Annotated in this window: 21 protein-coding genes and 2 pseudogenes; 6 read left to right on the top strand and 17 right to left on the bottom strand. The window is 44.6% G+C overall.

The features are described from left to right. Positions 1–5 precede the first annotated feature (5 nt). Positions 6–443, bottom strand: a complete 438-nt coding sequence (locus BTA30_RS12420) for a GNAT family N-acetyltransferase (protein ID WP_083696885.1) — start codon at positions 441–443, stop codon at positions 6–8. Between the two features lie 114 nt (positions 444–557). On the opposite strand from BTA30_RS12420, the gene pdxR reads away from it, so the two are divergent. After that, positions 558–1,955, top strand: a complete 1,398-nt coding sequence (gene pdxR, locus BTA30_RS12415) for a MocR-like pyridoxine biosynthesis transcription factor PdxR (protein ID WP_076761751.1) — start codon at positions 558–560, stop codon at positions 1,953–1,955. A gap of 80 nt (positions 1,956–2,035) precedes the next feature. After that, complete coding sequence (locus tag BTA30_RS12410) at positions 2,036–2,911, top strand: AraC family transcriptional regulator (RefSeq protein ID WP_076761590.1); 876 nt, start codon at positions 2,036–2,038, stop codon at positions 2,909–2,911. 20 nt (positions 2,912–2,931) lie between these two features. Here BTA30_RS12410 and BTA30_RS12405 read toward each other — a convergent pair whose 3' ends face one another. From BTA30_RS12405 to BTA30_RS12380, 6 genes are all read right to left on the bottom strand, one after another. Further along, positions 2,932–3,435 (bottom strand): hypothetical protein, encoded by a 504-nt coding sequence (locus tag BTA30_RS12405; protein WP_125921355.1) that lies wholly within the window; start codon positions 3,433–3,435, stop codon positions 2,932–2,934. 81 nt (positions 3,436–3,516) lie between these two features. Then, positions 3,517–5,145 (bottom strand): pyridoxal phosphate-dependent decarboxylase family protein, encoded by a 1,629-nt coding sequence (locus tag BTA30_RS12400; protein ID WP_083696886.1) that lies wholly within the window; start codon positions 5,143–5,145, stop codon positions 3,517–3,519. A gap of 21 nt (positions 5,146–5,166) precedes the next feature. Continuing rightward, positions 5,167–6,525, bottom strand: coding sequence for a sodium-dependent transporter (locus BTA30_RS12395; RefSeq protein ID WP_076761587.1), 1,359 nt, complete (start codon positions 6,523–6,525; stop codon positions 5,167–5,169). A 137-nt stretch (positions 6,526–6,662) separates the two neighbouring features. After that, the gene (locus BTA30_RS12390) at positions 6,663–7,532 is read right to left on the bottom strand and encodes an SDR family oxidoreductase (RefSeq protein WP_076761585.1); all 870 of its coding nucleotides are present in this window, start codon (positions 7,530–7,532) and stop codon (positions 6,663–6,665) included. 82 nt (positions 7,533–7,614) lie between these two features. Then, positions 7,615–8,655 carry a PQQ-dependent sugar dehydrogenase gene (locus tag BTA30_RS12385; RefSeq protein WP_076761583.1) on the bottom strand — a complete coding sequence of 347 codons (1,041 nt, stop codon included), beginning with the start codon at positions 8,653–8,655 and terminating at the stop codon, positions 7,615–7,617. Positions 8,656–8,807: 152 nt separating this feature from the next. Next, on the bottom strand, positions 8,808–9,899 hold the full coding sequence (locus BTA30_RS12380; RefSeq protein ID WP_076761581.1) for a citrate synthase/methylcitrate synthase: 1,092 nt from the start codon (positions 9,897–9,899) through the stop codon (positions 8,808–8,810). A 109-nt stretch (positions 9,900–10,008) separates the two neighbouring features. Here BTA30_RS12380 and BTA30_RS12375 point away from each other — a divergent pair, with 109 nt between their 5' ends. Next, positions 10,009–10,887 carry a LysR family transcriptional regulator gene (locus BTA30_RS12375; RefSeq protein WP_076761579.1) on the top strand — a complete coding sequence of 293 codons (879 nt, stop codon included), beginning with the start codon at positions 10,009–10,011 and terminating at the stop codon, positions 10,885–10,887. Positions 10,888–10,932: 45 nt separating this feature from the next. On the opposite strand, the gene BTA30_RS12370 is transcribed toward BTA30_RS12375, so the two are convergent. Beyond that, positions 10,933–11,754 carry a C40 family peptidase gene (locus tag BTA30_RS12370; protein ID WP_076761577.1) on the bottom strand — a complete coding sequence of 274 codons (822 nt, stop codon included), beginning with the start codon at positions 11,752–11,754 and terminating at the stop codon, positions 10,933–10,935. A 390-nt stretch (positions 11,755–12,144) separates the two neighbouring features. Here BTA30_RS12370 and BTA30_RS22540 point away from each other — a divergent pair. After that, positions 12,145–12,334: pseudogene (locus tag BTA30_RS22540) on the top strand (alkaline phosphatase); the annotation flags it as partial. A 67-nt stretch (positions 12,335–12,401) separates the two neighbouring features. Here BTA30_RS22540 and BTA30_RS12360 read toward each other — a convergent pair. Both BTA30_RS12360 and hmpA read right to left on the bottom strand, forming a co-directional pair. After that, positions 12,402–13,808, bottom strand: a complete 1,407-nt coding sequence (locus BTA30_RS12360; protein WP_076761575.1) for a SpoVR family protein — start codon at positions 13,806–13,808, stop codon at positions 12,402–12,404. A 100-nt stretch (positions 13,809–13,908) separates the two neighbouring features. After that, positions 13,909–15,123, bottom strand: coding sequence for an NO-inducible flavohemoprotein (gene hmpA, locus BTA30_RS12355; protein ID WP_076761573.1), 1,215 nt, complete (start codon positions 15,121–15,123; stop codon positions 13,909–13,911). Between the two features lie 264 nt (positions 15,124–15,387). Here hmpA and nsrR point away from each other — a divergent pair, with 264 nt between their 5' ends. After that, positions 15,388–15,819 carry a nitric oxide-sensing transcriptional repressor NsrR gene (nsrR, locus tag BTA30_RS12350; RefSeq protein ID WP_076761571.1) on the top strand — a complete coding sequence of 144 codons (432 nt, stop codon included), beginning with the start codon at positions 15,388–15,390 and terminating at the stop codon, positions 15,817–15,819. A gap of 30 nt (positions 15,820–15,849) precedes the next feature. Here the strand turns inward: nsrR and BTA30_RS12345 are convergent, their stop codons facing one another. Then, a complete protein-coding gene (locus BTA30_RS12345) occupies positions 15,850–16,170 on the bottom strand; it encodes a YqzG/YhdC family protein (protein WP_076761569.1) in 321 nt (106 codons plus the stop codon). A 203-nt stretch (positions 16,171–16,373) separates the two neighbouring features. Between BTA30_RS12345 and BTA30_RS12340 the strand changes: the two genes are divergently transcribed. Further along, on the top strand, positions 16,374–16,622 hold the full coding sequence (locus tag BTA30_RS12340) for a YhdB family protein (protein ID WP_076761567.1): 249 nt from the start codon (positions 16,374–16,376) through the stop codon (positions 16,620–16,622). 64 nt (positions 16,623–16,686) lie between these two features. Here the strand turns inward: BTA30_RS12340 and BTA30_RS12335 are convergent. From BTA30_RS12335 to BTA30_RS12310, 6 genes and pseudogenes are all read right to left on the bottom strand, one after another. Continuing rightward, positions 16,687–17,204, bottom strand: a pseudogene (locus BTA30_RS12335) (NADPH-dependent FMN reductase). A gap of 4 nt (positions 17,205–17,208) precedes the next feature. Further along, positions 17,209–17,859 (bottom strand): response regulator, encoded by a 651-nt coding sequence (locus tag BTA30_RS12330; RefSeq protein ID WP_076761564.1) that lies wholly within the window; start codon positions 17,857–17,859, stop codon positions 17,209–17,211. After that, positions 17,847–18,995 (bottom strand): GAF domain-containing sensor histidine kinase, encoded by a 1,149-nt coding sequence (locus BTA30_RS12325; protein ID WP_076761562.1) that lies wholly within the window; start codon positions 18,993–18,995, stop codon positions 17,847–17,849. The genes BTA30_RS12330 and BTA30_RS12325 overlap by 13 nt, the downstream gene beginning before the upstream one ends. Positions 18,996–19,036: 41 nt before the next feature. After that, a complete protein-coding gene (locus BTA30_RS12320) occupies positions 19,037–19,468 on the bottom strand; it encodes a hypothetical protein (RefSeq protein WP_076761560.1) in 432 nt (143 codons plus the stop codon). 58 nt (positions 19,469–19,526) lie between these two features. Next, positions 19,527–19,727 (bottom strand): helix-turn-helix transcriptional regulator, encoded by a 201-nt coding sequence (locus tag BTA30_RS12315; RefSeq protein WP_076761558.1) that lies wholly within the window; start codon positions 19,725–19,727, stop codon positions 19,527–19,529. Positions 19,728–19,748: 21 nt separating this feature from the next. Then, positions 19,749–20,207, bottom strand: coding sequence for a DUF6773 family protein (locus tag BTA30_RS12310; protein ID WP_076761555.1), 459 nt, complete (start codon positions 20,205–20,207; stop codon positions 19,749–19,751). Positions 20,208–20,363 lie beyond the last annotated feature (156 nt).

Here is a 20,363-nt window from a genome sequence, read left to right as displayed (position 1 = left end):
CCCCTTTATTTGAGATGCTTGCGATATAAATAGCTCGCTTTTTCATAACCCATTTTTTCCTCGTAAAATCTGTGTGCCTCGCGTCGCTGTGTTCCTGATGAAAGTTCGACAGTCCGGCAGCCGTGCTGTTTTGCCCACTCTTCAACAGCCGAGAGCAGCTTTTTTCCATAGCCTTTTGACCGATGTTTTTCACACGTCACCAAATCGTCTACCCACACATGGACTCCTTGATTCAAGGTTACTCTCTGCACAAACCCGGCCAAGGAAACGGGAACAGCATCTTCGTATAATGCCAACATCCTATAATTTTCGGTTTTCTTCGCTTTGTCTGCGAGCTCTAAAAACGCCGGTTCATCCAGATGGGGCCGCAGCTGTTTCATGACCGGGTACACTTCCCTTAGCTCTGTTTCAGATTGGATTTCCTTTTGATAAAGCAACAGCATCATTCCTTTCTGATTGATGAATTTACTTTAACTCGAAATCTGGCATGAATAAAATAGTCAGTTTTGCTAAAATAAAGAATGCCAGTTATGTTATATGTTGAAAGGTATGGTGCTATGGATATAACGCCTTTTTTAAACCGCGAACATGATGAACCGCTTTATCAGCAGCTCTATATGTTTTTTAAAAACAAAATTCATAGCGGCCATATACAGCCCGGTACAAAACTGCCTTCCAAACGGGCGCTCTCCAAGCATTTAAATATCAGCCAGACAACCGTCGAACACGCATATGAACAGCTCACAGCCGAAGGCTACCTGATCAGCAAACCGAGAAAGGGCTGGTATGCGGCTGAGACGGACGGAGACTTTAACGACCATCCAGCGCCGCCCCTTTTTAACACAGAGGCGGAAACATCACCGTCTTTAGAAGATGTCATTGATTTTCATCACGGGCATGTCGATCTCCATTCTTTCCCGGTCTCCTCCTGGAAAAAAACAATCGCAAAAACGGTCGATGCATCAGACTTCGAGCTTTTTCAGAGCGGGCCGCCGGCCGGAGACCTTTTCTTGCGAAAGATGATAGCTGTCTATCTCAGAGAATCGCGCGGTGTCAAGTGTACGCCGGAGCAAATTATCGTAGGCGCAGGCACACCCGTTGTGCTGCAGCTTTTGTGCCAGCTGTTTCCTAAAGGAACTGCAGTCGGGTATGAAAATCCGGGATTTTACCGTTCAAAAAGCGTCTTAAAAGCGGGCGGGCTTCGAGTGATGCCCATTGCGGTTGATGAAAGCGGAATTTGTGTCAATGAACTTCATCAATACAGGCCAAAACTAGCATATGTCACACCGTCCCACCAGTTTCCGCTCGGCATGGTCATGCCGGTCGGCCGCAGATTGAAGCTGCTTGACTGGGCGAAGTCTCATGGCGCTTATATTATTGAAGATGACTATGACGGCGAATTTCGTTATGCAGGACAGCCGATTCCTTCCCTCCAGGGGCTTGATCAAAACAATCGCGTCATCTATTTGGGGACTTTTTCAAAATCGCTGATCCCCTCTTTAAGGGTCAGCTATATGGTCCTTCCTCTCCCATTGGCTGAAAGAGGACAAGAGCTCTGTTCATTATATAAACAAACGGTTTCCCGTCATGTGCAGCAGGCTGTCGCTCAATTTATGAAAAACGGCGAATACCAAAGACATATTAACCGAATGAGGACGCTTTACCGAAAAAAACGAAAAACGCTGCTTGAGGCCGTCAAGCGGGAATTAGGAAATGATGCCGCAATCAAAGGAGAAAATGCCGGCCTTCACATCATTCTTGAAACAAACGGCATTCAAAGTGAAGAATGGCTGGTTTCGAAGGCGCTTGAAGAAGGCGTCAAAGTCTACCCCGCATCTGTCTCATATGATACACCGCCGCAAACGAGGGCCGTGCTCCTCGGGTTTGGGGGACTTTCTGAAGAAGCTATCACAGCCGGAATCAAAAAGCTGAAAAAAGCGTGGCTTCGCCCATAAAATACCCTGCACAATCGGGCACAAAAAGTCGGATAGTGATATTCCGCTCCTGCTATTCTGTAAATAAAGGAGGTCATCTCATGGATTTGCTGAAGAACATGAATGAAGCGCTGAAGTACATCGATAACAATCTGACTGCCGATATTGACTTTAAAAAATTGGCAAAGCTGGCTTTTTGCTCTGAATATCATTTTAAAAGGATGTTTTCCTTTCTTGCAGGCATTTCTCTGTCAGAATACATCCGTCGCAGGCGGCTGACCCTTGCGGCATTTGAACTGAAAGACACCAGCGCAAAGGTGATTGATGTTGCGGTAAAATACGGCTATCAGTCCCCGGATGCTTTCACAAGGGCATTTCAAAAACTGCACGGGATCACGCCGACAGAAGCCAGAAACAGTGTGCACACGCTTAAAGCATATCCGCCGATGACCTTCCAGCTAACAATTAAAGGAGGAAGCGAAATGAACTACCGAATTGAAGAAAAGAAGGCCTTTCACATAGTCGGCATAAAGAAAAGGGTTCCTGTCATTTTTCACGGAATCCATCCGGAAATCGCCTCGATGTGGAAATCGTTAAACAGTGAGATGATTGACAGCTTGAAGAAACTTTCTAATGTGGAGCCTTCGGGAATCATTCAAGCATCCGCTAATTTTTCAGAAGGCCGGATGGAAGAAGAAGGAGAGCTTGACCATTATATCGGCGCAGCTACAACAAATGAATGTCCTGAACCCTTCACACAGCTTGAAGTGCCCGCCTTGACATGGGCAGTATTCGAAGCGGCAGGACCGTTTCCTGATACACTGCAAAATGTGTGGGGACGCATTTATTCTGAATGGTTTCCATCCTCTCACTATGAACAAATGGAAGGGCCGGAAATTCTCTGGAATGAGCATAAAGATATTTCCTCACCAATGTTCAAAAGCGAAATATGGATCCCGGTTAAAAAAAGGAGCTGAGCTGTTTACAGCTCTTTTTTTTAATCCCAATATTCGATCGCTACGTTTGAATATTCGTCCTCGCTTAGAACAAATCCAAATTTAAATGTCTCTGAAACGACAGACAAATTATCGTGCATGTCCAATATGAGCTTGTTCATCATTTTTTTGCATTCTCGTAAAGGGATGATGATAGCAATTGGATGCTTAAGATAAAGCCGCTGGCCTCTAAAGTAAAAACCCAATGTAGAAGGATAAAATAGAACTTTTTCCTGTTCGTATTTCTTATCGTAATCAAATATGAAGTCAATCTTTGACTTGAGCGTTTTTCCATCGTATGGAAATGTTAAAGTTTTGATTTCATCAGTTTTAATACGGGCATAAATGTTCTGATGCACTTCCTCGGCTAGTTGATAATCGGCATATTCTTTATCCGAAATATCTATATCGTGATATTGCTTCAAATCATATATAAGCTGTATCTTTGCTTGTTTTCTATTATTTTCTTTCAGCAGCTTCCCGAGCCTGCTTTTTCTATCATTCACCATATAACCACCCTGCTTTTAAAAAAATATGGAAGAAGGGAATTGGCCAAGACCCTTTTCCATATCTTTTTCTATTTACGTCTACCCTGTTATGGCATCCGCCGGCACAACATGTGCTTTTAAAAAGTCAATATATCCATCAACTGCGTCTACCGTCGTGTAAGGAGACACACTGTAAAATTTCTGAACGTAGAGCGGTACGGGCGACTGGCTGTCGGAAGGATAAACATACCTCTGCTTTTTCGTACTGCCAAAGTACGTCTGATTGCGGAACCTCCCCAACGCTTCTGCAATTGTCTCATTATGCCTGTTAACTTCCCGAACCTCTTCTTCAGTAATGTTTCCGCTTATCTCATCGTGATAGCGAACATTGCGGGGATAAAACCGGAAAGTCGTAACAGGCGCTGCCTCATTGGTCACTGCCGCATATGGAAAGGCTGCTGTCAGCTTTTTGCGAAACGCCAGATTGACCCTGATGTAATTCGCCAAGATCTGCTGATAGCCTTGGATGCCGAAGGCAAGCAATGAGGCATAAATCGGTATACTGCTTCCCATTCTTGAGCACTCAAGCGTATAGCTTGTATGATAGCTGCCAAAACCCCTGTTTCCAACATAAGGGGTCTCATCAGGGTCCAAGTCAACCGCTTTAAAATCCTCTCTGTTTTTGACTAAAAAAAGGCTTGTCGTATACGGCGTTTGGCCGAGTTTATGAAAATCAAAGACAAGGCTGTCCGCAAGCTTTAGATGCTGAAAATGAGACTTATAGCGGGAAAGCGTCTCAAGCACGTCATCTTCAAGCCGGAGCGGATTTTCTGCAAAATCATATCCGTTAAAAAAGCTGTACATTCCGCCCATCGCTGTATCGGCATGGATATATATGCGAGGCAAACCGTATGCGGCCTCTATTTCTTCTGTCACCTGCTTGATGCCCGCCAGATCATCAATCCCGAATGTATCTGTCGTGCCAAGCGTTGCCAAAACATAAATCGGAAGTCCGCCGTTTTCAATGACAGCCGTCATTTTTTCCCGCAAGTCGAACAGATCCATTGAATGATCGCGATTCGCTTTTACCCGGATCAAATGGTCCGTTCCTATACCTGAGGCTTCCATCGATTTATAGAGGCTGAAATGCGACAGCTCAGAACAAAACGCGTACAAATGATTTGGCGTTCCTTTTTGATTCGCTTCAGGACAGGCATTTGCAATCGCGAGCCTAAGCGACTGAAAAACGGCTCCCTGTCCTCCCCACGTCGTAAATCCCGCGCTTTTTTGCCTGTCATAGCCGACGATGTCTGACAGCATGCTGGTGATTTGCACCTCTGTTTTGGCCGCCGCCGTACCATCGACATCCCATAAATTATTTCCATTCAAAAGAACCATCAAAAGGTTTCCTGCAATGCTGGCATTGTTCGGCAGCGGAGTCGCATTCGCAACATACTGCCGATTCAGAAAGCGATGCCCCTCCAGCAATTTCAACAGCTCTTCAACACTCTTTTTTGTTCCGAGCCCTTTTTCAGGCAAAACGGCCGCATCAATTATATTTTGGTAATAATCAGACGAAATCTCTGATTCAAGGCCAAGCGTCAGCCGGCTCGGATCTTTCAGCTCATCCATCCCGGTCAGGACGGTTTCAAGCAGTTCAAGCAGTTCAAACCGCGCCTCATGCCCCCCATCCTCGCTCGGAAACATGTTTTGAAAGTGTTGCATCATATTCTCCCATCTCCTGATCAGTTAAAGTGAAAATACTCCGATTAAGTTTAAAAAGACGAGCACAATCGCAAGCGGAACTAGAAAGCGGAGCAGGTAAAACCACACGAGAAAAAATCCTCTCCCCGCCTTTGACCCGCTTTTCATCTCCTCAAATAAATCATGCTTGGACAATTTCAGCGGAATGAAAATGGAAATGAAAAGCGCTCCCAGCGGCATGAGCACATTGCTGACAATGTAATCCGCCGCATCAAAAAACGTCTTATTGAAAATGAACGGCTGATCAAGCACTCCATAAGACAAGCATGAGGGAACGCCCGCGGCAAAAATCAAAAGCCCGATTGTCCATGTCCATTTTCCCCTTTTTGTTTGATCTCCTTTCGTGATGGCCGCCACGATGATTTCAATCATCGAAAAAGCGGATGTCAGTGCGGCGAATAAAAAAGCCGCCAAAAAACCGATAAAAAACAAAATCCCGAACGGAAGCTGATCAAAAACAGCCGGCAAGACCGCAAACAATAAAGTCGGACCTTCATCTGGCTTCAGTCCGAATGAAAAGACAGCCGGAAAAATCGCCAAACCGGCGAGCAGCGCAACGGCAAGGTTCATGATGACGATCGACATCGCCGACTTTGGCAGGTTTTGAGATTTTGATAAATAAGAGCTGTATGTCACCATCACAGATACGCCGAGTGTCAAAGTGAAAAAAGCTTGTCCGAGCGCAAAAAGGATCGCCCGGGGCGTCAAACCCGCAAAATCAGGAACAAGCAGGAAGCGAACACCGTCCATCGCATGATCAAGAGTCAAAGCCCTCAACACAAGAGCGATAAATAAAATAAATAATAGCGGCATCATGACCGAACTGACCCGTTCGATTCCTTTTTGTACACCTTTGGCAACGACGATGATCGTCATCATAATAAACGCGAGCTGGGCTGCCAACGTTTGCAGCGGGTCTTGTATGATGGAACCAAAAAGCGCTCCATACTCCGCTTGTGAAAGGCCTGACAAAGAACCTGTGACGGCTTTGATGATATACAGCAAGATCCAGCCGCCGATGACACTGTAAAAGGATAAAACAAGAAAACAAGCGGCGATCCCGATCCAGCCTGTTATCACCCAAGGCGAGCCTGGCGCCATTTTTTGATAGGTGCCGATAGCATCAGATTGGCTTTTTCGGCCTAATATAAATTCCCCGAGAAGCAGGGGGTACCCCAAAAGTATCGTAAAAAGAACAAACACAAGGAAGAATGCGCCTCCCCCGCTTGTTCCCGCCACATAAGGGAACTTCCATATCGCTCCCAGACCGATGGCAGACCCTGCGGCAGCAAGCACAAATCCTATTTTGGATGTCCATTTTGCTGATATTGTGCGGTCGCTCATTCATACACTTCCTTTCTATATCTTTTTCTATTATCTCTTACTCGATAGCTTTTTTTAAAGTGATCTTGTAAATTCTTATTTTTCGGAATAAATAAACAGAAAAAAACCGGCTTCCTCAATGGTCAGCCGGTTTATCATTATGTTGTGATAAATCTTCCGCCGTTGATATGGATCGTCTGTCCCGTCATATAAGACGAATCGTCTGAAGCGAGAAGGACATAAACTGCGGCGTGTTCTGAAGGCTGTCCAGGCCTTCCCATCGGCGTATCAGTTCCGTGCTGCTCCGTCTTTTCCGGAGAGAATGTAGACGGAATCAGCGGCGTCCAAATGGGCCCCGGCGCAACCGCGTTTACGCGGATCCCTTTCTTGACTAGAGATGCCGCCATTGAACGGGTAAACGCGACGATTGCTCCCTTTGTGCTTGAATAGTCGATCAGAGCGGAGCTTCCTTCATATGCCGTAATCGAAGCCGTGTTAATGATCGCGCTCCCTTCGCGCAAATGCGGGAGCGCGGCTTTTGTCATGTGGAACATCGAAAAAATATTCGTTCTGAACGTTTTTTCCAGCTGTTCTGTCGAAATATCCTCTATTCCTTTCTGAGGATGCTGCTCAGCGGCGTTGTTAACGAGAATGTCGAGTCTGCCAAAGTGATCCGCCGTCTTTTGAACGGATGTTTTACATTGTGTTTCATCTCCGACATCCCCAGGAATCAAGAGGCATTCAACACCTTCCTGTTCAATCCGCTCTTTCGTTTCTTTGGCATCTTCATACTCATCCAGATACATGATCGCAACGTTTGCGCCTTCTTTCGCATAAGCAATGGCGGCGGCTCTGCCGATTCCGCTGTCTCCGCCGGTAATAAGAGCGGTTTTTCCTTTTAATTTGCCGCTTCCTTGATAATCCCGATCCTCTCTCAGCGGAAGGGGCTCCATCTTATGTTCTGCCCCTGGCTGTCTATCTTGTTTTTGGGCTTTCTGTCCTTCAGTCTGTCTGTTCGCCGGATTCATCTGACTCACCTCTGTTCACATGGTTTAGTGGTCAGTTACCACATTTGTGCCGGCTCTAAACGCATGAACAGGTGATGCGGGTTTAATGATCAGAAAGCGGAAGTCGAATGAGCCGATCGTCGTTTTTCTGCTTTGTGCCTCTTCCGTCGCCGTTGTTTGTGATGAAATAAAGATCGTCGCCAATGATGTGAATGTCCCTGATCCTCCCAAATCCGCCTAGCCATTTTTCAGCTTTGGCTGCAGCAGGATCAACCTGGTAAATGGCTTCTCCCCTCAATCCCGCCATATAGAGAATGCTTCCTTTCGCCGTCATGCCTGACGGAGCCCATGTTTTTTCTCCTGAATGGATGAGCGGCGCTTTCATTCCTTTTTTCGTTTCGCCGCCTTCAATCACCGGCCATCCATAGTTTGCGCCAGGCTCAATTTGATTCACTTCGTCATGGCCTGTCTGACCATGCTCCGAGCTGTAAAGCTTTGTGTCGATCCATGCCAGCCCCTGCGGGTTTCGGTGTCCGTAGCTGTATACATACGATGCTTTGAAAGGATTGTCGGCCGGCACTGAACCGTCCAGCTCCATTCTTAATATCGTCCCTGCCATTTTTTCGGGCTGCTGTGCCCATTCTCTCTCACCCGCATCACCTGTGGTGATATAAAGCTTTTGATCAGGACCGATGGCGAGCCGGCCGCCGTTATGAATGGCGCCGCCTGGCAGACCGGCAAGCAGCTCATCCGCTTCAGTCCAAGTCAGATGATCGAGCGTCAATTTTGCGATTCGGTTTTTTATGTCGGGCCCGTCTTGATATGTATGATACACATAAGCTTCCTGATTGTTTTGAAAATCGGGGTGAAGCGCAAACCCGAGAAGCCCGCCTTCCCCTTCCTGATGAACCGGCTTTTTGAGCTGCAGCTGCATGCGTTCCTTTTTCCCGTCTGTTATGGACGTGATCTTGCCGTTTCGTTCTGTGATGTAGAATGTCCTGCCGTTATAAACGATATTCCAGGGTACATCAAGCCGGTCTGCAATGACTTCTGCCCCGCTCCCTCCTTCTCCTGATGTCATGGCATCTTGATTTTTTTCATGACTTTGGTCAGCTGAACACGCGGTCAAAACGATGAACATCATCAAAAACAGGAATAACCTTTTTAATCGTCTCCCCCCAGAATGTTTTCTGCTGTTTACATTCAAGAACACCAGCCCATTTCCCTACTGAAAACTTGCAGTTTTTCAGCAAATTAAAAAAACACGCTCTTCTATTCAGAAGGCGTGCGCTTTCATTACTGAGAGACCATCTCTCCGATATATTTGGCCGACGGCCTGAAAATCATGTTATCGCCAGCCTGCTCCAACACATGGGCGCACCAGCCGACCATTCTGGCTGCCGAAAATGTAGGCGTAAACAATGAGGCGTCAAAATCGATCGCTTTCATGACGGCCGCTGCATAAAACTCGACATTGGTATAAAGCTTCCGGCCGGGCTTATATTCTTCCAACAGACGGATCGCCGTGTTCTCAACGTGAAGAGCCAGATCAATATCCCGATCGTCTCCGGCAATTTCTTCAGCTTTAATCCGCAAAGCCTTCGCCCTCGGATCATGCGTTTTATACACACGATGTCCAAATCCCATCAGTCTCTCGCCTTTTTCAAGCTTTGCTCTTAAATAGCTTTCAGCACGGCATTTTTCTCCGATGTCCTCAAGCATTCCAGTCACCGCCGACGGTGCTCCGCCATGCAGAGGCCCTTTCATCGTGCCTAGTGCGGACGTGACGGCTGAGACAAGATCGGATTCAGTAGACACCGTGACCCTTGCCGAGAAGGTTGACGCGTTCATGCCGTGTTCCATGGCGAGAATCATGTACGTTTCAAGTGCTTTCATTTGCGCTTCGGTCGGACGCTTTCCTTTCAGCATATAAAAATAGTTTTCTACAAAGCCAAGCTCAGAAAGCGGCTGTACAGGCTCCTTTCCATCCATCAGACGTTTTCTGAAGGCGATGATCGTTGGAGCGACCGCAATCAGCCGAACCGCTTCTGCCATTGTCGGACGGAATCTATACGTTATATCTCCGAATGAAGAGACGACCGTGCGGAGTGCCGCCATATCGTCTAATGCACTCGGAAGGCTCGCAATCAGCTTTTCAGCCGATTCTGGCAGTACGCGAAATGAAGCAAGCATTTCCTTGAAAGTTTGAAGTTCATCTTCGTTTGGAAACACTCCGTTAAGTATCAAATAAGCAATTTCCTCAAATGTCGAAGCAAGCGCCAGCTGGTCTGCATTGTATCCTCTGTAAATCAGCTTTCCCTTTTCACCGTCAATGCGGCTGATCGCTGTTTCAACACAAGTAACCCCTTTTAATCCGTGATATACCATGTGAATTCCTCCTTTGCCTTTGTTATTTTCATTATAGTTGATATAATATTTAAAAAATATTGAATTATATTGATGCCTTTGATTAAAAAAATTAATCAGGAGGAGCGCAATGGATTTTAAATGGCTTCATACCTTTGTCACTGCAGCAAAATACGAAAATTTCAGAAAAACAGCAGAAACCTTATTTATTTCCCAGCCGACTGTAACCGTTCAAATCAAACTGCTCGAGGAAGAGCTCGGATGCCAATTATTCACCCGGAAAGGAAGAAGCATCCATTTGACAAAAGAAGGGAGAGCCTACCTTCCTTTTGCCCTCCGTCTTCTGGAGGATTATGAATCCAGCATGACAGAGCTGCACAAAATCAGACAAGGCTATTCGCAAACTTTGAATCTGGCAGTCTCACCGCTTATCGCAGATACGATTCTGCCTTTCGTATTAAAAAAATATACATCGCTTCACCCAAACTCGGAAATCAAAGTGAAGATCGCCGAATCGGCTGAAATTGCCCCCTTGATCTCGGCAGGCAATGCAGATATCGGATTAAGCTGCCTCAAAGTTCAATCGTCAAATCTGACCTGTCATTCAATGTACAGCGATCCCGTCATCTTGGTTGCGCCCCATGACGGCCAAGACTCAGAAAGCGCGTCTCCGCTTGATGTCAAAGATTTGCTTGAAGAATATTTATTGTTGACCCACAACCATCCGGAGTATTGGGATGATTTGGTTCGACAGCTGAGAATCAAATTTCCGTTTGTGAGAACAATGCTCGTGTCCCAGACACATATTACGAAAAGATTTATTGCAGAAGGGCTCGGCATTTCATTTTTGCCGTTATCGACCGTGCGCCGCGAGCTGATGGAAAGAAGATTAATAGAGGTGCCGTGCGGGTTTATGAAGCTTCCCGTTGTAGGTGGGTATGCGGTCAGTTTAAAAGATAATGAGAAAGTACAGCACTTTTTAACATTCTTATCCCAGTTCCGTTTTTGAAACAGGAAAACCCGTTCAATCAAGAACGGGTTTTTCTAAAATAGCTTAGAAGCGTTTTGCGCCAAGGTAGCGCGGCTTCCAATAGCTGTTTGTCATATCGCTTGTTGTCACGCCGTCTGAGCCGGCATGAATGAATTTGTTATTTCCGATGTAAACGCCCATATGCGATGGTCCCGCCTGATAAGTGGTAAAGAAGACAAAGTCGCCGACAGCAGGGCTTGATACGCTGGTCATAGAATTCCAGTATCCGACTGTATTCGTTCTGGCTACATTTGTTTGCTTGTTTAAGAGATACCAGATAAAGCCGCTGCAGTCAAAGCCGGAAGTCGTCGTGCCTCCCCATTTGTAAGGTGTTCCGATAAGCGCTTGCGCATCTGAGATAAGCTTTGATGTATTCAGCTTTGAAGAGGTATTTGCCGATGAGCTGCTTGTCGTACTGGAACCAGTATTTGTAGATGCTGCTTTTACACTGCTTGTCCCCTTTACTTTCAGAACTTGTCCGATGCGAATTAAGTCTGTTTTTAAACCGTTCAGCTTTTTCAATTCATTGACAGTCATATTGTAGGACCGCGAAATTTTCCAAAGGCTGTCTCCTCTGACGACTTTGTACGTGGAAGAAGATGACTGCGATGCTTTAGAAGAAGTGCTGCTGCTTCCATTGATGGACAGCGTTTGTCCTATATAAATGATATCAGAAGTCAGCTTGTTTTCTTTTTTAATCTTACCGACGGTTGTTCCATATTTTTTTGAAAAACCCCATAATGTATCGCCTTTTTTCACCTTGACCGATTGTGCGGATGCCGCTCCCGCAAACAATGTAGTCCCCAAAACAATCGCTGTTGTTGCAGTTAAAACTTGTTTCTTCATGTTGTCCTCCCATAGGTAGATTTTTATCATCTTAAATGTAATAATCTCTCATATTTAGAAAAGAAACGGCTTCTTAAGCCTTCCTCTGTTTCTATTATAAGGAGGTAATTCCATTAGGAATAGTCTTGACTTCCTGCATCAGATTTCTTAGTTATTCGTTTCTAAAAAAAGTTTTTAAGGGTCTAAAATATTTCATTTGCATTTCAAAAGTAACTTAAATGCTACATAGTTACACTTTTCAAGTGTTAAAAAATTCAATTAATAGAAATAAAAATCCACTATCTCATTTACTATTTTTCAATTTATCAAAACTGGGCAAACAAGCTTCCTTTAACAATATAGACTGAATCCGATTTTTAATAGGAGAAGGTCGGCACAAATGACAGTGGAAAGGCTCTTAAAACGATCTTTAATAACCGCTCACATACAGGCTGGACAACAGGCGGCCAAACTGGCGAAGAAGTGCCGGTATACGCGTATGGCCCAGGAAAAGAACAATTCACAGGTATTGGATCACACAGATCAGACGAAAAAGATTTTCACATATTGCAAAAAAGAAAATAGGAGTGAACACTTGTAGCTGTATCAAAACCGGATTTTTTTAATAGCGGGAAGCAAAAAAAAAGAGGGAGTTCCCCTCTTTTCATCTATAAATATCGTCGATGTACGGCCTTTCCGTCATACGAGAACATGACAGGCTTATCCTCAAGCACGGTTTCGACATGTACGCTTCTTCCCCACAGCTGCTGGAGGTAAGGAAGCACTTTTTCAAGATACTTTAAATCAAGTTCAATCCCTTCATACCAATGCTTGATGTAGAGTTCGTTATTTTTTAAATAATCTCCGTCCTCAACGGTCAGATAAGGGAATCCTCCGTTTACTCTCATGCTGACAAGCTGGTCGCGTACTGCTTCCCATTCCTTGTCAACGATTTTGTAATCCCTTCCCTGTTTTTGAAACAGATAGAGATCCTCCCTCGCCACAAGATCCTTTGTCAAGTAATTGCGGATAAAGGAAATATCTGATTCAATTTCTCGCACTTCAAAGATTTTCTCTCTTCCCGAGTTTGGCTCAATCCCCATCTTCTTCATGTCATCGGTCGGGTTGTTGTAGCGTTCTTCGATGTCTTCAAATATTTTTAATCCGAGATAATAAGGGTTGATCCCTGTTTTAGACGGCTGTACGACCCCTGCATTCAGCTTGGCAAATTCGATTGATTCACTGGAAGTCAGGTCGAGCTCGCGGATGATCCGCTGGTGCCAGTAGGATGCCCATCCTTCATTCATAATTTTGGTTTCAAGCTGCGGCCAGAAATACAGCATTTCCTCCCTCATCATAGTTAGAATGTCCCGCTGCCAAGGCTCAAGCTCCCTGGAATGCTCTTCAATAAAAAGCAAGATGTCTTTTTCCGGTCTCGGAGGGAACTTCTTCCTCCCCTTTTTCTTCTTCTGTTTCAGCTCTTTCTGATCGAGCTCCCACAGATCATCATAAGGACTTGATCCCGTTTCTGCTTCCTCTTCCTCATCATCTATGCTCCAAGAAAGCTTCGGCCTCACCAATGAAGGATCAATATGTTCTTCAATCGCCAAAACCGCATCGAGAAATGCTTCAACTTCCTTTGAACCGTGGATCGTCTCATAGTGTTTAATCCGTTCCGCCGTTGCCGCCATGCTTTCAACCATATCCCGTTTTGTATTTTGAAAGCGGCAGTTGTTTTTAAAGAAGTCGCAGTGAGCAAGCACGTGCGCGACAATCAGTTTATTTTGGATCAGTGAATTGCTGTCAAGCAAAAATGCATAGCAAGGATCAGAATTGATGACAAGCTCGTAAATTTTGCTCAGACCAAAATCGTAGTGAAGCTTCATTTTATGAAATTGTTTGCCAAAGCTCCAATGGCTGTATCTTGTCGGCATCCCGTATGCACCGAATGTATAAATAATCTCAGCCGGACAAATTTCATATCTCATCGGGTAAAAATCAAGGCCGAACCCTTTCGCGATGTCCGTAATTTCTTCAATCGCCCGCTGCAGTTCTTTTTGCTCCCGTACGCTCAATACTCAGATCCCCCCCGGTTGGACTTCTCTTTCATTGTATGAGCCGGGTCTTGAAAAGATGAAATTTTAAGGCAGCTGTCGATTGACAGCTGCCTTTTGATTAGTTTGCTATTTGCATATCAAGGGATGAAGCAAAGCTTTCATAGCGGATGTTTTCCATTGGAACACCCAGATTTTGCAGTCCTTCGATGACGCTCTTCATGAAAGAAAGCGGTCCGCAGATATAGAATGCGGCATCCGTATTTTTGACGGCCGTTTTAAGAATGTCATCGTTCAGACGGCCATTGATGACGTGATCAGACGGTTCTCCGGAAGCTTGGCTGTAGATGAACAGCAGTCTGCCCTCTTGTTTCTCGCCGATCAGCTTTTCAACCTCTTCTTTGAAAGCATGGTGTTTTTCGGACTTCGCCGCATGAATGAATGTGATCTGCCGATCGTTTTCCTTAGCGGCCAGTGTTTTCACCATACTCATGACAGGCGTAATTCCAGATCCGGCGCTGATGAAGTAAACCGGTTGATCCGTCTGTTCGGAAAGGGCGAAGTCTCCCGCAGGAGCGCTCACTTCGAGGCTGGCGCCGACTTCCATTGCTTCATGCAGATAGCTTGATACCCTTCCTTTCGGCTTGCCTTCTTCCGCTTCCAATTTAACTGAAATGCGGTAGTAATCTTTGTTCCAGGCATCTGACAAGCTGTACTGTCTTGTTAAAAAGTACTGTTCTCCAGGAATTTTAATCCGTACAGATACGTATTGGCCCGGGCTGAAAGGAGGCAGGTCTGTTCCGTCAGCCGGTTTTAAATAAAAGGAGGTGATCGTTTCAGATTCCACCCGCTTATCTAAGACGACAAACGGTTTAAAGCCTTCCCAGTTTCCGTCCTGTTTTTTGTCTTCATCATACATTTGTTTTTCGATTTCAATAAACACGCGGGCAATCTCTTCATATGCCTCGGCCCAAGCTTGGAGAATTTCCTCTGTCGCTGCATCGCCGAGTACGATTTCAATCGCTTCCAAAAGGTGATGGCCGACGATAGGATAGTGCTCCGGTTTCACATTTAAGCTTTTATGCTTATGTCCGATTTGTGTGACAACCGGCAGAAGCGCCTCAAGGCGGTCGATATTCTCTGCCGCCTGCAGCACGGTATAAGCTAATGCTTTAGGCTGTCCTCCCGTTTGCTGGCGTGACATATTAAAAATGTTCTTTAATTCAGGATGTGCGTTGAACATCCGTTTGTAAAAACAAGAAGTAATTTCTGTTCCTTTTTCCTTTAAAACAGGGGCGGTCGATTTGACAATTTGCATCGTTTTTTCAGATAGCATAATGGTTTGCTCCTCTCCAGCCACTTTTAAGAAGTATTTAAAATACATCTTTTAAAGTGCAGAACGGTCTTTTTTAAAATATGAATTGGTTTCTCTTGATTAAAGATGTATTTACTATACATCTTTATAGTAGTCCTTTATGAATATTAAAGCAATATCATAAATGAATATTTTATATTTTTGTAACAAATTCAGCTCCACCCTCATAAAAGGGAGAAAATGTGATAAGATAATGAAAACTTGTTTGATTGAGGTAATGCGACGATGAAATTAACAAATTATACGGATTACTCATTAAGAGTACTGATTTTTCTAGCATCCAAAAACTCAAACGAGCTTGTCAATATAAAAGACATCGCCGACACGTATTCCATCTCAAAAAACCACCTCATGAAGGTGATTTACGAGCTTGGCAAGCTTGGCTACGTTGAAACGATTCGGGGCCGCAACGGCGGCATTCGCCTCGGAAAAGCTCCTGAACTGATTAATATCGGTGAAGTCATAAGAAAAACAGAAGATGATTTTAACCTTGTCGAGTGTTTTAATGCAGAAAAAAACAACTGCATTCTGTCTCCCACATGCGGCTTAAAACACGTCTTAAACAAAGCCCTTTCCGCATATTTAGCAGTATTGGACCAGTATACTCTTCAGGATGTTATCTTTAATCAGGATCATATACGTAAATTATTGAGTTGACGAAGGAATCGTGTTCCTTCGTTTTTTTCTTTACAGAGGAAAAATTTGAACGCTGATGATCGCATGTGTTACCGGATGAAAATATACTTCTGCATGCGCCGAAAACGTTTGGCTTTCCTGATTGACGGTTACCCTGAAAACATCTTTCACCTGTTCATCATTGACTTCAGTACGGCCTACATATTCATAATCCTCCAGCTGGGCGCCTTTATATTTTTCTTCAAGCGCGCTCCAGGCGATTCTTTCCCATCTTTCGGCCGAATCGTGTTCTTCCCCCAGTGTATAGCTGTTTGCCGTGAATGCGGACAGCATAAGGATGCTGAAAAAAACCGCGTACGAAAGTTTCTTCATTTTTCACTCTCTCCGATTGTATTGTACATATGATTATCATGACCAGAAAGCTGGCGGTCATGCAGATATTTTTCGCTTTTCCCATATACAATCCTCATATTTCTAGGCTGTGAAATCAGGCAGACCAAGTTTTGCCCAGAGAAAAAAACAGGCCGCCACATAAAATAATCAAGACTCCTTAAAGAAAGAAGGGAGAATCGCGAATGAACTACGCTGATTATGATAAGGCTTTGTATTACACACATCGGTCTCAATGGGATAACCTGCTCATCTTAATGGTGCGTACGGAAGATGATTTACTGTCTAAACGAATTGAACATTTTTTGCACGCCTATAATTTTGAAAGAGACGACTCCATTGTTGAAAAAAGGCTCTATGATCTGCTTCAATATATTGATCATGCTTCATTTTCCGGACAAGAAAATGAAACCGGCGTGCTCGTCTTCACATAAAAAAAAGCCTGACGCTCTTTTAGCGTCAGGCTTTTGCTTAGCTCGCGTCCCGTCAGAAGGCGAGTCAAGCTTTTTGAAATGTTGCGAATAACAGAAGTTCTTCCATCACATTTTTAATATTCGCTTGCGCCTCTTCTATGACCGTTTTGTTTACCTCATCAATATGTATCGGATCGAGCACAAGCTGCTTTGTGATCACGTTCGCATATAGTCCGCGGGCTACGATGCGCATGTTGGCCAAAGCGTTCATCCCGCCTTTTCCTCCTCCTGCACACGCAAAAAGCGCTACCGGCTTTCCACAAATTGTTCATTGCTTAAAAAGTCGAGCGCATTTTTCAAAGCGCCGCTCATACCGCTGTGGTATTCTGGGGATAATAAAACGACAGCGTCAGCGTCTTTGACGGCTGCTTTCAGCTGTTGAACATTCTCTAATGAAAACTGCTCTTCTTCGCCGTTGAAAACCGGCAGGCTGAATTCGCTTAAATCGATCAGATCAGCCTGATATGTATTGGCAATATAAGAAGCGGCTACTTTCGTTCTTCCTTTTTTTCTTGCGGTTCCGCTGATAACGGTGATCTTCATATCATCATCTCCTGGTATTTGAATTTATGTCATGTTTCACAGCAAAAAGCGCGGCTTGCGTGCGATCTGACAGTTCAAGCTTAGATAACAGATTGGATACGTGCGTTTTGACCGTTTTTTCGCTGATGAATAAAGAGGCTGCAATTTCTTTGTTGCTTTTGCCTTTAGCAATTTCAAATAAAACATCTTTTTCTCTATTTGTCAATTGATGTATTTTTTCTTTTTCATCAGTCTGAGCCATGTGTTGAAAGACGTGGGACATGATCTTCGGGTCCAATGTATGCCTGCCTCTGTGAACGGCCCGAATCGTTTCGACAAGATCATCCGGCTCGGCGTCTTTCAGCTGATACGCTTCTGCGCCGGCTTGAATGGCGGGAATCACGTGCGCCTCGTCGGCATAGCTTGTCAATGCAATCACTTTAACCGACGAATATGCTTTTTTGATTTGCTTTGTCGCTTCAATTCCGTCCATTTCAGGCATCGACAAATCCATTAAAACGATATCTGCATCATTTTTATTTAAGGCTTCCAGCGCTTCTGCGCCTGTCGATGCTTCTCCCACAACAGCCAGATCGCTTTTCGTCTTAAAAAAAAACAGCAGGCCTTTTCTGACAATGTGATGATCATCGGCAATGACGATTTTTATTTTCTCCATTTTGCCTCCCCCTTCTCCCTGCATGGCAGAACAACCCGGATTTTCGTCCCTTTATTCATGTCCGACTCGAGATGGAAGGTGCCTCCCGCCTTTTCTGTCCGTTCTTTCATTCCTTTTAAGCCAAGCGTCGGAATAGCTGAGTCAGGATCGTATGAAAAGCCTTTTCCATCATCTTCGATTTCCAGAACAGCAGATGACGGAGACACGCAGATGTTCACATGGATCAGCTCGGCTTCCGCATGTTTCTTACAATTGTTGAGCGCCTCCTGACTCAGACGCCAAAACAGCTCTTCCTCTGCTGGCGATAAGCGCAGAACACCGCTGAGCGTCATCTTCACATCAAGACCGAGGACTTCGGCATACTTTTCAAGGGCAGCCCCCAGTCCTTCCTCAAGGCCTTGGGGTCTGAGCTGCCAAATCAATGCCCTCATCTCAAGGAGTGCTTCGTGTGATAGGTCCTGGATAAACTCAAGCATTTCACAGACTTCGGGGTTATTTGTCATTTCGCCGGCAGCTTTTGCGGTCAGACTTAACGAAAAAATCATTTGGTTGACAGAATCATGCAAATCCTGTGCGAGCCTGTTCCTCTCCGTCAAAAGGACATTTTTTCGTTCTGTTTCAGCAAGCCTCATCCGTTTAATAGCTGTGCCGATCTGCAAGGCGACAGCCTCTAAAAGTGCCAGCTCTTCTCGGTTAAAGTGAATTTTGCCGGGAGCGGCGACATTCAGCAGGCCAAATCGTTTATTTTGATCTCTGAGCGGCACTGTTGCATGCTGGGTAATGCCTTCGGGATCTCCCCTGTTCATTTTAATGGCCTTATCAATTCTCTGGCAGTGGATCATATTTGTCGCTCTGTCCAAATTTTCGTCCCTGTATTGCTGAAGGCAATAACATCCTCCTTCACACAATAAGCGGCTGTCATCATAAGCGAGAGCTTCAGGTAAAAAAGCGGATGCAGCCAGTTCAAAACCGCCTTTCTCATCAATCAGAAAAAGCCATGCCGTCTTGAGTCCTGTCAAATGAAGAAGCTTCTTCAAGACAGCATCAAGCGTTTCCTTTACATAATTTCCTTCATTTAAGGTTTCCGCGATTTCTTTCAGCGTTTTTAGTTTTTCAAACCGGGTGTCTTCTCTCAAAAGCTTTATCCGCCCCTCATTCCAGATTCCAGCTTATTTTATTATACAAATGTTTCAAAAAAATGACGCCCTCCATAAGATCGGAAACGGCTCGCCGTATTAGATGAATTTTTCTCAGACTTTTGACTGAGAGCTGGTTCGAAAAGATCTTTGTTTCTTTTCCAAAACCTTTTCAAGGAGTACAAACTGATCCAAAAGCAAAACAACACGACCGGCAAGCCAAACAGAATCAAGCTCCCCCATTCTCCCGGTCCATTAGGCAGACCTGTGAACGCACAATCGATGAACAGGACGGCCAAGGCCCGGATGATACTGCTGTACAGGATCTGCATACATTTTTGTCGATATGTTTTAACGTTGTCGATTTCCGAGTAGCCTAAACCGGCTGGACTTGCCGTATATTCTGAAAAACCGTTGTGCAAAACAGCGCTTCTGACCACAATATCCATCAACAAGAGAAAGGCGATGATCATCCCCGCTTAGCTGAAGAATTGAGTCATTTTTATTCATCCGCCGGCTTCAACCCATTCATCATTTTTCATCATCCACCCAAAATAAATCGTCCAAGGTTTTATCCAGAGCCTTTGCAATAGCAATGCAAAGCTGCAATGTCGGATTATATTTATTTTTTTCAATCAGTCCGATCGTCTGCCTCGTCACCCGAACCCGTTCTGCTAACTGGGCTTGTGTCCATGACTTTTCGATTCGGGCCAATTTGACTCGGTTCACCATTTGCTCACCCGCCGTGTTTATTTAATCGTCTAAAAGATCTTTATTTTTTTTGAAAGATTTATGCAAAGAAATAAAATGGATAATGAAATAAAAAAATACAAACAGAATAAACATCACAATCAAGTCAACCCATTCATCCGGCTGTTCCGGGACGCCGATGAATATGAGCGTTAAAATGAAAAAGATGATGCCGGAACCGAAGCTGACCGCTATGATTTCTTTTCTTTTTTTCCGATAAGTCAATTGATTCGCGATCTCCGGGTACTCAAGCCCGGAAAAAAGATAGCGGAATAAAATCCAGCCTGCATAGACAGCAAAACCAATTCCGCTGATTAAGTATTCGGATGATGGCCTCTCCAAAATGAGGCTTCTGATGAGAAAATCGATCAACAATAGAACCGCAACGATCATGCCGGCTTCGCTGAAAAATTGCTCCATTTTCTTTTCAATGTATTCATCTCCAGATTTAAAAAACTTCATGCCTATTCTCCCCCTCATTCATAAAATTGAAATGAATGCTCAACATCGTGCAATTTATATCGCACTTTATGCAAAATATATATTACATTCAACAGCATGACTTTTCAATAGGGATGAAAAAAAATCCGCCTGCATACATGCGGCGGATTTTTAGTC

Source organism: Bacillus swezeyi (assembly GCF_001969815.1).
GTDB classification, from domain to species: Bacteria; Bacillota; Bacilli; order Bacillales; family Bacillaceae; genus Bacillus; species Bacillus swezeyi.
The sequence above is the reverse complement of the archived record's forward strand: the minus strand, read 5'-3'. Positions and strand labels throughout refer to the sequence as shown.